Below are 14,570 nucleotides of genomic sequence, written 5' to 3'. Positions count from 1 at the left end.
GGACCGAACGAAAAAGACCGGGAGGGTGGCAATTGCCACCCTCCCGGTCTTTTATTCATGCTCTTGCTATCGAGTCACGACTTCTTCTCGCGCAGCTCATTTTTCAGTACTTTGCCCGACGCGTTCCGAGGTAGAGATTCGGTGAACTGCACCGACCGGGGCGCTTTGAAGCCGGCCAGCTTGTCTTTGCAGAACGAGATGATCGTCTCCTCGGACAGATCACTGCCAGGGCTCAGGACGACATAGGCGCGGCCGACCTCTCCCATCCGCTCGTCGGGTACACCGATCACCGCGGCCTCGTACACCCCGGGAAGTCGCAGCAACATTGCTTCGATCTCGGCCGGGTACACGTTGAATCCGCCGCTGATGTACATGTCCTTGAGACGGTCGGTGATATCGAGATAGCCACGGTCGTCGAGGACTCCGACGTCGCCGGTGTGCAGCCATCCGTCCGAGTCGATGGTCTTGGCCGTCGCCTCGGGATCGTCCAGATAACCGAGCATCACGTTGGGGCCGCGCAGAAGGATCTCGTCCTGGTCGCCGATGCGGATTTCGAAACCTGCAGTGGCGCGTCCGGACGAGGTGGACACGGTGACAGGGTCGTCGTCGCTACGACACATCGTTGCAACTACCGCTTCGGTCTGACCGTATGCGGTGAGGACGGCATCGAAGGACAGTTCGTTCTGCATGCGCTCGACCAGAGCCACCGGGACCGGGGCCGCACCGGTGACCGCAATTCGAAGGTTGGACATGTCGTAGTCGGCACGCCGGGGGTGATCGAGAATGCTCTGGTAGATCGTCGGCGCGCCGGGGAGGACGCTGATCCGCTGCTCGGACACGATGGCCATGACGGCCTCCACGTCGAACACTGCCATCGGTACCACTGTGGCTCCGGCGAGTAGCGCGGTGACGAAACCTGCCTTGTATCCGAAACTGTGAAAGAACGGATTGATGATCAGGTAATTGTCTTCTGCGGTGAGTTCGGCGTTCTCGGCCCACGACTGCGCCACCGACATGAGTTGACGATGCGCGCTCAGCACGCCTTTGCTGCGACCGGTGGTGCCCGAAGTGAACAAGATGTCGGAGACGGATTCGGCGTCGACCGCTGCGCTGCGTACGTGGGCCTCTGCGCGGGACGCGGCGGTACCGATGGTGCAGAATTCGTCCCAGTCGGTGACGCCGGTCTTCGGTTGATCGGTGCCGCTCAGTGGGATTCGCACGATGACGGGCACCTGCAACTCCGGTGCGGCCTCCTGCAGTCGATCGAGTCGATCGGTGCCGAGAAAGTCACCGACCACGACGAGTGCCGCGGCGTGTACCCGTTCGATGATGTCGCCGGCCTCGGTGCCGGTGTAGCGGGTGTTGATGGGAACGACGACGCCGCCTGCCCAATGGGTACCGAGCGCTGCCACGATCCAGTGGTAGGTGTTCGGCGACCAGATCGCTACGCGCGCACCTGCTTCGATCCCGGAGGCAATGAGCGAGGAAGCGAATGCTTCTACCTGCTCGTGCAGCTGGGCGAAGGTCAGGCTGAAAACGCCGTCGATGATCGCGAGACGGTCGGGATGGTTCTCGGCGGCGCGCGTGAGCGCTGCCGGTGTCGTGCTCGGTCCTTCGATCATTCGGCTCCTAACCTAACGCTTGCTTGGCAGATTATCCTATCGAGGAGGCTCAGCGTATTTCGTTGCCGAATGGCAGATTGAACAACCAAGCACTTGCTTGGTACGCTAACACGGCAATCATGAGAGCTGTCGGCAGCTCGACCGATCGACTTCCACGTCAGCAACGTCAAGGAGACATACACGTGAATGACATGCTCGAGGGACGCGTTGTAATCGTGACCGGAGCCGGCCGCGGTTTGGGGCGTGCACACGCTTTGGCTTTCGCGGCCGCAGGCGCCAAAGTTGTCGTCAACGATTTCGACCCAGGCAAAGACGGACGTCCGACGGGGGAGAGCCCGGCCGAGCAGGTCGTCGACACCATTCGGGCCGCAGGCGGCGAAGCTGTGGTCAACGGTGACGACATCGCTGACTGGGACGGTGCCGAGCGGCTCGTGAACACGGCCCTCGACGGCTTCGGACGTCTCGACGTTCTCGTCAACAACGGTGGATTTCTGCGTGACCGCATGCTCGCGACGATGAGCGAAGAAGAGTGGGATGCGGTCATTCGAGTGCATCTCAAGGGCCACTTCGCGCCGATGCGTCATGCCAGCACCTATTGGCGCGCACAGGCGAAGGCAGGCAATGCCGTCGATGCCCGCATCATCAACACCAGTTCGGGTGCAGGCCTGCTGGGCAGCATCGGACAGGGAAACTACGCGGCGGCCAAGGCCGGAATCGCGACGCTCACCATCCAGGCCGCAGCCGAGTTCGCTCGGTACGGAATCACCGTCAACGCGATCGCACCCGCTGCGCGTACTCGCATGACCGTCGGTGCGGGAGGCGCGATGGCAGAGACCATGGCGGCGCCCGAGGAAGGCTTCGACGCGATGGCGCCGGAGAACGTCTCTCCCTTGGTCGTGTGGCTGGGCAGCACTGCTTCCGCTCATGTCACCGGAAGGGTCTTCGAGGTCGAGGGCGGCAAGGTCTCTCTCGCCGACGGTTGGCGCCACGGAACCGTCATCGACAAGGGTGCCCGTTGGGATCCGCAGGAACTCGGACCCGTCGTCGACGAGCTGATCGGTGGCGCCGTACCGCCGACACCTGTGTACGGAGCCTGAACGCTCGCACTGCCTTTGCTCAACCATCGATTTCGACTCAATCCACTTTCAGGAGCCCCACGTGCCCGAAGCTGTCATCGTCTCCGCCGCCCGTTCACCGATCGGGCGCGCACGCAAGGGATCACTGCGGGATCTTCGCGCCGATGATCTCGCCGCCACCATCATTCATGCTGCACTGGACAAAATCCCGGCGTTCGATCCGCGGGAACTGACCGACATCATGATCGGTTGTGCGCAGCCGGCAGGCGAGCAGGGTTACGGCCTCGCTCGCGTGATCTCCGTTCTTCTCGGCTACGACACCGTGCCCGGTACCACGGTGCAGCGATACTGCGCCTCGAGCCTTCAGACCACTCGGATGGCGTTCCATGCCATTCGCGCCGGCGAAGGCGACGCCTTCATTTCCGGTGGCGTGGAAATGGTCTCGCGTTTCGGACTGGGTAAGTCCGACGGGATGCCGGATACCAAGAACAGCAAGTTTGCTGCACCCGCAGAGCGCGCTGCGGCGCAGGCAGGCAGCACGTGGACGGATCCTCGCGAGGAAGGGCTTCTCCCCGATGTCTACCTCGCAATGGGCGAGACCGCGGAAAACGTTGCAGGCCTTCGTTCCATCAGCCGTCGCGAGCAGGACGAATACGCCGCGCTCAGTCAGGCACGCGCTCAGGAGTCCATCGCTTCCGGATTCTTCGATCGTGAAATCACCCCGGTCCAGACTCCGGACGGACAGACGGTCTCTCGCGACGACGGCCCCCGCGCCGGTGTCGACGTCGATTCGCTGTCGACGCTCAAGCCGGTCTTCCGGCCGGATGGAACTGTCACAGCAGGCAACTGCTGCCCGGTCAACGACGGCGCAGCGGCCCTGGTCATCATGTCCGAGCAGCGCGCCAAGGATCTCGGGATCGAGCCGCTCGCGCGCATCCTGTCGACCTCGGTTTCCGGAATATCTCCCGAAATCATGGGCTTGAGCCCGGTGGAAGCTACCCGTCGGGCCGTCGCTTCGGCGGGCTTGAACGTCAGCGATGTCGACCTGTTCGAGATCAACGAAGCCTTTGCTGCACAGGTCATTCCCAGCTACCGCGACTTGGGAGTCGACGTCGATCGGGTGAACGTGCACGGCGGTGCTATTGCACTCGGGCACCCGTTCGGTATGACCGGAGCCCGGATGACGGCGACGCTGCTCAACGCTCTCTCGTGGGGCGACAAAGAGATCGGCGTCGAGACCATGTGCGCGGCCGGCGGCCAGGGCATGGCGATGGTTGTTCAGCGTCTGAAGTGATTCATGACCGTATGGTGCCCGCCAGTTCCATTGGCCCAGAAGGGTCATGGTGGCGGGCACCATACGGTCAACGCTCGAACAGTGCGCTGAGTGCGGGGCCGACGTCACGATAAGTGCGGATGACCCTGATGCGGCCGTGCCCGAGGCGAGCGAGATCACGGCCGAGGTCGACGTCGTTCTCACCCGAGGTGTCGAGCAGGATGTCCAGGCGCGGAATCCTCGCCGCGGTGGGCCGTGGATCGGGCCCGGCGTTGTGCACACAGTCGGAAAGCAGAACCACTCGCGAGTCCGGTGAGGACACTGTCCGTAGCAACCCGGCCGCGGTGTCGAGCGCAAACTGGACGTTGGTCAGACCGCGGGCAGGAATCCGCAGGACGGTATCGAGGATTCCGAGAGGAGTCATCGGGTCACCGAAACGCGTGAGAACGGCTGCGTCGGACCAGAATACGACCACGGCGAGGTTGTCGCGATTCAGTTCACCAGCGAGTGCGCCGACGGTCGCTGCGGCCGTCCGCACTCGTTCGCCCTTCATCGATCCGGAGATGTCGACGACGAGAACGACAGACCGCTTGGTGTGCAGTCGTTCTCGTACCACGATGTCGTCGTCTTCCGGCATCGGAATGGCAGCGAGCACATCGAGCGTGCGGTCGAGGTCGATCTCGTCGCTGCTGCCCCGGTATCGGAGCGAGGTCAGTTCACCGACCCCTCGTCGGGCATGAGTGTCGCGACGGGGACGTCGAACAGCCAGGCGAGCAGCGATCTTTCGAGCGAGTGCTCGGGTTGCGGCGTCGGATGCAGATTCTTGCGCGGTGGCGTCTGCGAGTGCGATCACCTCGGCAGTCTCCTCGGTGAACCCCGGCGCCGACGGGTTGTTCTCCCCGGCTGCCTTCCCCGGCCCGGGATGTCCGTCGGCGATCAGCGCTGCTCCCGCCCCACCGCCGGGACGGAACAGCGACGGCGACTCGGTGAGTTGTTTCGGCTTGCGCCGCAACGGCTTCAAGGCGCCGCCGGTGCCTCGGTTTCCGGGCCTTCGGACCGATGAGTCTGCAGTGACGGCTCTTCAACCGGGTGCCGCTGCGGCGGGGCGGAGCAAAAAGTGGTCCTCCCAGATGGAGCGCAGAATCATTTCCGGTGTCGCATCCGATGTCTCGTCGACGTGGATGCGTCCGGACAGTGCGAGCAGGAGCGCGTCGAGCATGACCTGCTGGTAGCTCGCCGGTAGATCACGAGAGGGCTCGACGTCGGTACTCGCGGGGAGTTCGACGGAGCGGAGCAATGCCAACTGCTCCGCGAGCAGGGTCAGATCGATCGCGCCGCGCACACTGCTGCCCTGCGTGATGTCCTCGTGTTCGCGCGTGGCTCGGGTGATCGCCACCGAATCTGCAATCAAGCGCGGGGAGTCGGATTCGGTTCGTAGTCCTACGATTCCACGTTCCGCCTCGGCATCCTGGTACCCGATCGCGAGTCTGCACAACCGATCGTGCACGCTCGTCGACAATCGTGTGGTGCCGACGTTGTCGTAGGGATTCATCGATGCGATCAAACGGAACGTCGGGAGTGCGTGCACGGTACCGACACGCGGGATGGCGATGCGTCGCTCTGCCATCGCGGTGAGCAGCGTGTTCAAGGTGTCTTCCGGTGCACGGTTGAACTCCTCGATGTACAGAAACCCACCGGTACGCATGGCCTCGACGAGCGGCCCAGGCACGAAGTTGTCCTCGCTGTAATCCTCGCGAAGAACTCGGGCAGGGTTGTGGTGGCCCACGATTCGGGCGGGCGTCAGGTCCGCGTTGCCCTCGACGAAGAGCAGCGGGATGTTCCACTCGGCAGTGATGGCGCCGAGCAGAGTGCTCTTGCTGGTGCCGGGCGGACCCTCGATGAGGAGGTCCCGCCCGGCTGCAACCGCAGCCAACAGCAAGTCGAGTTCGTGCTCTCGCCCGACGAGGCGCGCCGCGATCCGGCGGCGGATCTCGACGATCGACAACGGAGCGAGCTGGTACTTGCCGTCGAGCTGTGCCATGGGTTCTCGCTACTTCGCCAGGTATCCGGCATCGATGGGCAGTGTGACGCCCGTGACATAGCGGGCCTCGTCCGAGACGAGCCAGGCAATGGCGTTGCTGATATCGATGGACTCGATCATCGGGACGGGCAGGAGATTGCCCGCCAGCGCAATGGCCTCGGGGTTGGAGACGAGATAGTTCTGCATGGCCTCGTTGAGCACCATCGGGGTGCCCACGCCCGTCGGATGCACGCTGTTGACTCGAATGGAGTACTGCGCCAGCCAACTGGTGAACGTACGCATCAGCCCGACGAGGGCGTGCTTGCTTGCCGCGTAACCGTCGGCCGCTCCCGATCCGGTGCCGCCTGCACCGGACAAGCCCTGGGTGGAACTCGTCAGGACGATGGATCCGCCCTGGCCCTTCTCGATCATGCTGGGTACACCCGCGTGGACAGTGTTCCACGCGCCGAACAGGTTGACCTCGATGACGTCTCGGAAAGTCTTGACGTGATCCGGGTTCACGGCACCCAGGGGTGCAATACCGGCATTGGCGAGAATGATGTCGATCGGACCCAATTCGGCGACCGCCTTGTCGACCACATTCTTCAGCGCGTCGTAGTCACGGACGTCGGCTTCCGTGGCGATGATTCGCCGGTCGAGGGCCTCGACCTCCTTGACGGTCTGCGCGAGATCTTCCGGCGTTGCCAGGGGGTAGGGGACCGTATCGATCTGTGCGCAGATGTCGACGGCGATGATGTCGGCACCTTCTTGCGCAAGCTTGATGGCGTGGCTACGGCCTTGGCCGCGTGCCGCACCGGTGATGAAGGCTACTTTCCCGTCGAGCTTTCCCATGATCGAGCTTCCTCGTTGTCCGTCGGTGAAATCAGTTCGAGCGCAGAACGCTTCGCCGAAATGGACGAGGGCGTTGTGCGGCGCGATGTCCGTGTCGGACACACGCTCGAAGGTATATGACACCGAGTGCAGGAGTGGCCGGATTGCTTGAAATTTCTAATTGCTGTTCAGTGTGTCGAGTAACTCGGTGACCGCGGCCCGCCCGGCCCGATTGGCACCGATGGTGCTCGCCGACGGCCCGTACCCGAGCAGGTGCACGCGCGGGTTCGCCGCGACACGGGTCGCTAGACGGCCGTCCATGACGATTCCGCCGCCGGGTCCGCGCAATCGTAGCGGCGCCAAGTGGTCGAGCGCGCTGCGAAATCCGGTCGCCCACAGGATTACATCGGCATTCACGCTCGTGCCGTCCTCCCATCGAACCCCGTTCGAGGTGATCTGCGAGAACATCGGCAGGCGGTTCAAGGCGCCCCGATCCCGCGCTGCCTTCAGACGATCGGTCAGCAGCAATCCGGTGACGGACACGACCGAGCCGGGCGGCAGTCCCCGTCGAACTCGATCCTCGACCATGGCGACGGCGGCCCGCCCTGCGTCGGGTCCGAAGTTCGCCTCGCGAAATTCCGGTTCGCGGCGCGTGACCCACGTCGTGCTGGTGACCTGAGAAATCTCGTCGAGCAGCTGGACGGCCGAGATGCCACCACCGACGACGATCACGTGTTCGCCGGCGAATTCGTCTGCCGTTCGGTAGTCCTTCGTATGCAGCTGCCGGCCGGCGAACAACTCGGCGCCCCGATAGTGCGGGATGAACGGTTTCTCCCACGTACCGGTGGCATTGATCAATCCTCGTGCCGACAGAACTGTCTCACCGGCTTCGATGCGGAAGCGTGGTTCGCGGTCGCAGACGACGTTCACCGTGACAGGCCGTCGCACCCGGAGGTCGAACTTGGCCTCGTAGGCACGGTAGTAGCGGGGTACTGCCTCGGCTGCCACGACGGACTCGGGGGCCTCGCCCGTCAACGTGTCCACGAACTCCATTCCTGGCAGATCATGGACCCTGTTGACGGTGCTCAGCGTCAATGATGGCCAGCGGAACTGCCATGCCCCACCCGGTGCCGGAGAGCGGTCGAGCATCACGAAGTCTTCTTCGACCTGCAGCCCTGCCCGATGCAGGTGGTAACCGGCCGACAGCCCGGCCTGTCCCGCGCCGATCACCGCAATATCCGTCTCGATCACATCGACCAGTAGATCAGCCCGCGCAGCACCACCGTCGCTACCGCTGGGTAACGTCTAGGTCATGATCGGACAGACTCGTGACGGCGACGTCGTCACACTCGAACTTCAGCGACCGGAACGCCGCAACGCGCTCGATACTGCACTGTGTGTGGCCCTGCGCGAGGGAATCGAAGACGCCGTCGCCGGCGACGCCAGGGTAATCGTCATCACGGGGCAGGGCTCGAGCTTCTGCGCAGGCGCAGATCTCAGTGGCGACTCGTTCTCGAGTGACTTCCCGGAGACCCTGAACACGCTTCTGCAGACAGTCCAGAATGTCCCGGTCCCGGTCATCGCCGCAGTCAACGGTCCAGCGGTCGGCGCCGGTACCCAGCTCGCCATCGCGAGCGATCTTCGGGTCGTCGCAGACGGAGGCTACTTCGAGATCCCCTCGACCCGCCTGGGTATCGCGGTGAACAACTGGACCATCAAGCGGCTCTCCTCGCTCGCAGGCGGCTCGGTCGCGCGCACGATCCTTCTCGGCGGCGAACGTCTGCACGCAGAACAGGCACATCACAGCGGACTCGCCAACAAACGCGGCGGAGCGGACGTCGCGCAGCAGTGGGCACAGTCGATCACCGAACTCGCGCCGCTGGCATTGCGGCACCTCAAGCTCGTCTTCAACGACGACGGTGCGCACGACGAGCCGAAGCCCGAGCAGTGGGAAGCGTTCGGCGCTGCGTGGAAGAGCGAGGACATGCAAGAAGCCCGGCGCGCACGCAACGAGAAGCGCCCGCCGAAGTTCCTCGGCCGCTAGCTGCCAACCGCTCTCCCGCGTGCGTATGCTTTTCACGTGAACCGGGAGGTGTGGTGAGCACCGAAGAGAATTCGCGCCTGCAGTACGAAGGGTCCGACGGCGTGCGACACGAGGTGATCCTCTCGCCCGAGCGTGTTCGACTCACTGTCGGACGTTCCCCGCAGGCTGACATCGCGTTCGAAACCGATCACGAGGTCTCACGGCTTCACGCGGCCATCGAGTGGATGGGAACGCACTGGACTCTCGTCGACGACGGATTGTCCCGGAACGGTACCTACCTGAACGGGGACCGGCTCACCGGTAGGCGGAGTCTGCGGCAGGGGGACACGATCCGCGTCGGTGGGTCGACTCTGACCTTCCACGACTACTCAGGCCTCCGCGACGAGGCCACTCGCGTCGCCGCGGACCTCCCGAAGGCCAGGACACTGACCGACACTCAACGCGCCGTTCTCATCGCGTTGTGCAGGCCTTACAAACACAATGCGACGTTTGCGAACCCGTCGTCGAATCAGCAGATCGCAGCGGAGATCTTCCTGAGCATCGATGCCGTCAAGACTCACCTCCGCGTCTTGTTCGCCAAGTTCGGGGTCGAGGACTTGCCGCAGAATCAGAAGCGACTCAGGCTCGCCGAACGTGCCCTGCAGAGCGGTGCCATCTCACAACGCGACCTGTAGGGCGGCGCCGGTCGTGGTTGTTGCGGCGGTCTCCGCTGCCACGACGAGAGTACGGATCGCGTCGGCCACTTCTGCTGCGCGTTCGAGGATCACCATGTGCCCGGCGTTCTCGATGCTCACCATTCGGGCCGCGGGCAGTAGGGCCGCAATGACATGCGAGTGGCGGATGGGCGTCATCAAGTCCTCGGACCCACACAGCACGAAGGTCGGTACGACGGCCAGGGCAGCAAGGCTTTCCCTCTCGTCGAAGTCGTGCAGTGAACCGAGGAATCCTGCCATTGTGACGACGGAGGTGTCGTTGAGCATCGCTGTCGCCAGCGCGACGACCCGCGGTCTGACGCGGCGGGATCCGCACCCGGCAGCCCGGACGATGGGGGCGCACACCCCCCGGCTCATGCGCTTGGTGATCGCCATGATCGACGGGGCGCGTCGAACCGCGGACTGGAACATCGCGAGCAGCGGATGTGCGAGGCAGACGCCGAGGCCCTCCTCGGCCAACCCCGAGGATGCGGTGGCGACCAATCCGACGCCCACCAGGCGTTCGCCTACTTCACCCAGGTGCTGACGGGCGTAGGACATCGTCGTCATACCACCCATCGAGTGCCCGACGATCACGTATCTGCCGGTCGGGACCACTGCTCGTACCACTGCACCGAGGTCGCGGCCGAGAGTGTCTATCGTGTACGACTCGGCGTCGGCGGACCCGGACGCACCGTGGCCGCGGTGGTCGTAGAAGACCATCCGAACGTCCGCTCCCCACGATTGCTCGAGTTCGTCTCGGACGTCGAACCAGGATTCCATCCGTAGGCAGTGACCGTGCACGAACACCACGGTCAGACCGGCATCGAGGCGTCCGCTCTCGTGAACTGCCAGCGTGGTGCCGTCGTCTGTCGCGACTGTGCTGAACCTGCGCCGTTCGTTCATGAGGGACTCCGATGTCTTCGATGGTCTCTAGTGGTGATTCGCGAGAACCGCCACTTGTGTTACCTACATCACTGTGCCGCGGCGCTTCTGGCTTCGGAACGCACCTGATAGGGGGTAGGGCCGCACCCGAGGGGTCACTATTTCCACCCTCGGGTGGGTAGTGACCAAACCATCGACCGCACAGGATCGAACTACATACAGGCGCAGGGTGAGCAGGGAGGACGGGGCGATGACCGATGTCGACGTCGTGGAGTTGCTCGAGGCACAGGTGGCGCTGGCGGTGGTCGGAGACCGTGTAGCGCTCGGCAAAGTGCTCGAACTGGTACAGCCGCGCCTCAAGCGTTACTGCGCTGCACGGTTGGGCAATCTGGACGTCTCGGCCGACGACGTCGTGCAGGACGTATGCCTCGCTCTGGTGACTGCCGTTCCCAAGTACCGCGACATGGGGCGCCCCTTCATGGCGTTCGTGTTCGGCATCGCGTCACACAAACTGGCCGACGCGGGTCGAAGAGCAACGGTTCGGCGGGCCTACTCGCTAGAAGCGGCAACCGATGAATTGGTGTCGGAAGAAACGCCCGAGGACCGCGTTCTGGAAACCGAATTGCAGACTCACGCGCAGGCGTTGATGGACACCCTGTCGCCGCAGCACCGAAAGATCATTCTGATGCGCGTCGTGTGGGGAATGACGGCCCCCGAAACAGGTCGCGCCCTGAATATGACCGCCGGGGCGGTTCGGGTAGCGCAGCACCGAGCGCTGAACAATCTGCGTTCGGAGTTGACCAACTTTTCTCTACTGTGTGCGTGAACGTATATCACCGCGGCGAGTGAACACCCTTTTCCATGAGTGAACCCCCAAGCTCTTGGAAGAACTAGGGGGTTCACTCGAGAAAAAGGGTGCGCGGTCAGTGGCGCACGCACCCGAGCCGACTAGACCGTCCGCGTCAACCGATCGGCAAGCAAACGGGAGAACTTGGCAGGGTCCTTGAGTTCGGTACCCTCGGCGAGCAGTGCTGTCGCATACAGCAACTCGGCTGTCTCTGCGAGGTTCGGGTCCTCGCTGCGATCCTCACGCGCTTTCTTCAGACCCGTCACCAGATCGTGCTTCGGGTTCAGTTCGAGGATGCGCTTGGACGGCGGAACGAACTGCCCCGACGCCTTGTACATCTTCTCGAGTTGCGGCGAGAAGCTGAACTCGTCACCGACGACACAGGCAGGTGAGGTGGTCAGACGCGAGGAGAGGCGTACCTCTTTGACGTCGTCACCGAGAGTCTCGGTCATCCACGTCAGCAGGTCGGCGAAGTCCTTGTCCTGCTCTTCGCGCTGGGCCTCGGCCTCCTTCTTCTCCTCCTCGGTGTCCAGGTCGACCTCGCCCTTGGAGATCGACTGGAACTCCTTGCCGTCGAAGTCGGGGACGTTTCCGACCCACACTTCGTCGACCGAGTCGGTCAGCAACAGCACTTCGAGGCCGCGCGCTTTGAAGGCCTCCATGTGCGGGGAGCTTTCGATCTGCGAACGGGACTCGCCCGTCATGTAGTAGATCTGCTCCTGGCCGTCCTTCATGCGGTCGACGTACTCGGCGAGGGTGGTGACGCCTTCCTCGCTGAAAGTCGAGCTGAACGAGGACAGTGCCAGCAACGCCTCGCGATTGTCGGAGTCCGAGATCAGACCTTCCTTGATCGCGCGACCGAACTGCGACCAGAAGGTCGTGTACTTCTCGGGCTGCTCGGCCTGCATTTCCTTGATCGTCGCGAGCACCTTACGGGTGAGGCGACGACGGATCGCGCGAATCTGCCTGTCCTGCTGCAGGATTTCGCGGGAGACGTTGAGCGAGAGATCGGCTGCGTCGACGACACCGCGAACGAAACGCAGGTACTCGGGCATCAGCTCTTCGCAGTCGTCCATGATGAAGACTCGCTTGACGTACAGGTGTACGCCGGTCTTGCCTTCGCGCATGAACAAGTCGAACGGTGCCTGCGACGGAATGAACAGCAGCGCTTGGTATTCGAAGGTGCCTTCGGCCTTGAACGGGATGACTTCGAGTGGCTCGTCCCAGGCGTGGCTCACATGCTTGTAGAACTCCTTGTACTCCTCTTCGGATACTTCGTCCTTGGAGCGGGTCCACAGCGCCTTCTGGGAGTTAACGGTTTCCGTCTCGATCGTGACGGTCTCTTCGCCACCCTCGCCGTTCTCGTCCTTCGGGCTGGTGACTCGCTTCTCCACATCGATGCGGATGGGCCAGGCGATGAAGTCGGAGTACTTCTTGACGAGTTCCTTGACCTTGCGCTCGTCTGCGTAGTCGTGGAGGTGGTCCTCCTCGTCGGCAGGCTTGAGGTGCAGAGTCACCGAACTGCCCTGAGGTGCGTCCTCGACGTCACTGATCTCGTAGGTGCCCTCGCCGGTGGACTCCCACTTGGTTGCCGTTGCCTCGCCTGCCCGACGCGTCAGCAGCGTCACCTTCTCGGCGACCATGAACGTCGAGTAGAAGCCGATCCCGAACTGTCCGATCAGCTCTTCGGAGGCTGCTGCATCTTTGGCTTCCTTGAGCTTCTTGCGTACTTCCGCGGTGCCGGACTTGGCGAGCGTGCCGATGAGGTCGATGACCTCCGCACGCGACATGCCGATGCCGTTGTCGCGGATGGTGAGTGTGCGTGCCTGTTTGTCGATGTCGAGTTCGATGTGCAGATCGGAGACGTCGACGTCGAGGTCTTTGTTCTGATACGACTCGAGGCGCAGCTTGTCGAGTGCATCGGAGGAGTTGGAAATCAGCTCGCGTAGAAAGCTGTCCTTGTTGGAGTAGATGGAGTGAACCATCAAGTCGAGGAGCTGTCGCGTCTCCGCCTGAAATTCCCGCTGTTCCGTGGTCATGGGTAAGTGAGATCTCCTTCTAGGGCAAACGGTAAGCAAATATTCTAGTGCAAGGCTACTTCTGCGCGCATATGTCGAGCTGGCCGCACCTCGCGCGAAGCGCGGCTGACCTACTGTGGTGCGGTGACGAAGAAAACGATAGTGCCGATCGCGCTCGCAGCTGCCGGCGCGGCGTGGCTGACCAGGGCTGCCTGGGGTTTGCCGGCACAACTGGGAGCCGGCACCGCCAAGATCGCCCCGTATGCCGCGGGCTCCTCTCGATATCGTGACCGACGTTTCCACAACTCCGAACCGAGTTCGAGCTTCACCGGCGGTGGCGAGGAGTCGATCCTGCGGTCGCTGCTGCGCGGTCGTTCGCAGGGGCGGCCGAGCCGTCCGGTTCCGCTCGCCCCACTGATCGCTCCCGTCGATGCCGGCGATATCGCAGTGACCTGGTACGGGCATTCGAGTGTACTCATCGAGGTCGACGGGGTTCGTGTGTTGGCCGATCCAGTGTGGAGCAACCGGGTATCTCCGTCCACGATCGTCGGACCCGCGCGATTGCATCCGAGCCCTGCGCCGCTCGACGCGTTGCCACGTGTCGACGTGATCGTCATTTCCCACGATCATTACGACCATCTCGACAAGGCGACCGTGCAGCAGCTCGCGGGGCTACACGATGCACCGTTCGTCGTACCGATCGGGATCGGCGCGCACCTTCTTCGGTGGCGAATTCCTCAGGACCGAATCATCGAGCTGGATTGGGACGAGCAGACCGAGGTCGCCGGACTGACGATCACGTGCACCGAGGCGCGGCACTTCTCCGGACGTGGGCTCAGGCGGGATCTGACGCAGTGGGCGTCGTGGGCCTTCGCCGGCGCCTCGCACCGCGTCTTCTTCGGCGGCGACACCGGATACACCACCAAATTCGCCGAGATCGGGGCAAAGTACGGTCCCTTCGATCTCACGTTGTTGCCCGTCGGGGCCTACGACCCGCGCTGGTCGGACATTCACATGAATCCCGAGGAAGCGGTGCGCGCACACGGAGACCTCGGCGGCGACGTCCTGGTTCCCGTGCATTGGGCGACATTCAATTTGGCGTTCCATCCGTGGTCGGAGCCGATCGTCCGTTTGACCGCGGCAGCCGAGCAGTCGGGGGTGAAGGTTTCGGTTCCGATGCCTGGTCAACGGGTGGATCTCGCGCGAGGGTTGGCCGGCGACCGTTGGTGGGCTCGGTTGGGCTGATCGACGGCCTAGTCTTA

General features: G+C 63.3%; 13 protein-coding genes. 6 read left to right on the top strand and 7 right to left on the bottom strand.

Features of this window, described 5'->3' with window-relative positions:
* Positions 1 to 74: 74 nt before the first annotated feature.
* The gene (locus tag ABIB36_RS00900; RefSeq protein WP_084347679.1) at positions 75 to 1,622 is read right to left on the bottom strand and encodes a FadD3 family acyl-CoA ligase; all 1,548 of its coding nucleotides are present in this window, start codon (positions 1,620 to 1,622) and stop codon (positions 75 to 77) included.
* 191 nt (positions 1,623 to 1,813) lie between these two features.
* On the opposite strand from ABIB36_RS00900, the gene ABIB36_RS00895 reads away from it, so the two are divergent.
* A complete protein-coding gene (locus tag ABIB36_RS00895) occupies positions 1,814 to 2,719 on the top strand; it encodes an SDR family oxidoreductase (RefSeq protein ID WP_373270550.1) in 906 nt (301 codons plus the stop codon).
* A gap of 61 nt (positions 2,720 to 2,780) precedes the next feature.
* On the top strand, positions 2,781 to 3,992 hold the full coding sequence (locus ABIB36_RS00890; RefSeq protein WP_084347683.1) for an acetyl-CoA C-acetyltransferase: 1,212 nt from the start codon (positions 2,781 to 2,783) through the stop codon (positions 3,990 to 3,992).
* 67 nt (positions 3,993 to 4,059) lie between these two features.
* On the opposite strand, the gene ABIB36_RS00885 is transcribed toward ABIB36_RS00890, so the two are convergent.
* The 4 genes from ABIB36_RS00885 to ABIB36_RS00870 all read right to left on the bottom strand — a co-directional run bounded on the left by ABIB36_RS00885 (position 4,060) and on the right by ABIB36_RS00870 (position 8,082).
* Positions 4,060 to 4,983, bottom strand: a complete 924-nt coding sequence (locus ABIB36_RS00885) for a vWA domain-containing protein (RefSeq protein ID WP_354559281.1) — start codon at positions 4,981 to 4,983, stop codon at positions 4,060 to 4,062.
* Between the two features lie 69 nt (positions 4,984 to 5,052).
* Positions 5,053 to 6,012 (bottom strand): AAA family ATPase, encoded by a 960-nt coding sequence (locus ABIB36_RS00880; protein WP_084347685.1) that lies wholly within the window; start codon positions 6,010 to 6,012, stop codon positions 5,053 to 5,055.
* A 9-nt stretch (positions 6,013 to 6,021) separates the two neighbouring features.
* Positions 6,022 to 6,843, bottom strand: coding sequence for a mycofactocin-coupled SDR family oxidoreductase (locus ABIB36_RS00875; RefSeq protein ID WP_354559280.1), 822 nt, complete (start codon positions 6,841 to 6,843; stop codon positions 6,022 to 6,024).
* A gap of 156 nt (positions 6,844 to 6,999) precedes the next feature.
* A complete protein-coding gene (locus tag ABIB36_RS00870; protein ID WP_354559279.1) occupies positions 7,000 to 8,082 on the bottom strand; it encodes an NAD(P)-binding domain-containing protein in 1,083 nt (360 codons plus the stop codon).
* A gap of 52 nt (positions 8,083 to 8,134) precedes the next feature.
* On the opposite strand from ABIB36_RS00870, the gene ABIB36_RS00865 reads away from it, so the two are divergent.
* Positions 8,135 to 8,866 (top strand): enoyl-CoA hydratase, encoded by a 732-nt coding sequence (locus ABIB36_RS00865; RefSeq protein WP_084347689.1) that lies wholly within the window; start codon positions 8,135 to 8,137, stop codon positions 8,864 to 8,866.
* A 53-nt stretch (positions 8,867 to 8,919) separates the two neighbouring features.
* The gene (locus ABIB36_RS00860; protein ID WP_084348056.1) at positions 8,920 to 9,540 is read left to right on the top strand and encodes an FHA domain-containing protein; all 621 of its coding nucleotides are present in this window, start codon (positions 8,920 to 8,922) and stop codon (positions 9,538 to 9,540) included.
* On the opposite strand, the gene ABIB36_RS00855 is transcribed toward ABIB36_RS00860, so the two are convergent.
* Positions 9,523 to 10,464, bottom strand: a complete 942-nt coding sequence (locus tag ABIB36_RS00855) for an alpha/beta fold hydrolase (protein ID WP_354558901.1) — start codon at positions 10,462 to 10,464, stop codon at positions 9,523 to 9,525. The two genes, ABIB36_RS00860 and ABIB36_RS00855, sit on opposite strands and share 18 nt — an antisense overlap.
* Before the next feature lie 229 nt (positions 10,465 to 10,693).
* Here ABIB36_RS00855 and shbA point away from each other — a divergent pair, with 229 nt between their 5' ends.
* On the top strand, positions 10,694 to 11,269 hold the full coding sequence (gene shbA / locus ABIB36_RS00850; RefSeq protein ID WP_084348057.1) for an RNA polymerase sigma factor ShbA: 576 nt from the start codon (positions 10,694 to 10,696) through the stop codon (positions 11,267 to 11,269).
* A 122-nt stretch (positions 11,270 to 11,391) separates the two neighbouring features.
* Here shbA and htpG read toward each other — a convergent pair whose 3' ends face one another.
* Positions 11,392 to 13,329 (bottom strand): molecular chaperone HtpG, encoded by a 1,938-nt coding sequence (gene htpG, locus ABIB36_RS00845; RefSeq protein ID WP_084347691.1) that lies wholly within the window; start codon positions 13,327 to 13,329, stop codon positions 11,392 to 11,394.
* A 123-nt stretch (positions 13,330 to 13,452) separates the two neighbouring features.
* Between htpG and ABIB36_RS00840 the strand changes: the two genes are divergently transcribed.
* Positions 13,453 to 14,553, top strand: a complete 1,101-nt coding sequence (locus tag ABIB36_RS00840) for an MBL fold metallo-hydrolase (protein ID WP_354558899.1) — start codon at positions 13,453 to 13,455, stop codon at positions 14,551 to 14,553.
* The last annotated feature ends 17 nt before the right edge of the window (positions 14,554 to 14,570 follow it).

Origin of the sequence: Rhodococcus sp. UYP9, from assembly GCF_040547235.1 — a bacterium.
GTDB lineage: Bacteria > Actinomycetota > Actinomycetes > Mycobacteriales > Mycobacteriaceae > Rhodococcoides.
The sequence above is the reverse complement of the archived record's forward strand: the minus strand, read 5'-3'. Positions and strand labels throughout refer to the sequence as shown.

Excerpts from the sequence above, each read along its gene's own strand:
- ABIB36_RS00855 (WP_354558901.1), bottom strand. The coding sequence starts at position 10,464 with ATGAACGAACGGCGCAGGTTCAGCACAGTCGCGACAGACGACGGCACC.
- ABIB36_RS00900 (WP_084347679.1), bottom strand. The coding sequence starts at position 1,622 with ATGATCGAAGGACCGAGCACGACACCGGCAGCGCTCACGCGCGCCGCC.
- ABIB36_RS00875 (WP_354559280.1), bottom strand. The coding sequence starts at position 6,843 with ATGGGAAAGCTCGACGGGAAAGTAGCCTTCATCACCGGTGCGGCACGC.
- ABIB36_RS00865 (WP_084347689.1), top strand. The coding sequence starts at position 8,135 with ATGATCGGACAGACTCGTGACGGCGACGTCGTCACACTCGAACTTCAG.
- ABIB36_RS00895 (WP_373270550.1), top strand. The coding sequence starts at position 1,814 with ATGCTCGAGGGACGCGTTGTAATCGTGACCGGAGCCGGCCGCGGTTTG.
- shbA (WP_084348057.1), top strand. The coding sequence starts at position 10,694 with ATGACCGATGTCGACGTCGTGGAGTTGCTCGAGGCACAGGTGGCGCTG.
- ABIB36_RS00880 (WP_084347685.1), bottom strand. The coding sequence starts at position 6,012 with ATGGCACAGCTCGACGGCAAGTACCAGCTCGCTCCGTTGTCGATCGTC.
- htpG (WP_084347691.1), bottom strand. The coding sequence starts at position 13,329 with ATGACCACGGAACAGCGGGAATTTCAGGCGGAGACGCGACAGCTCCTC.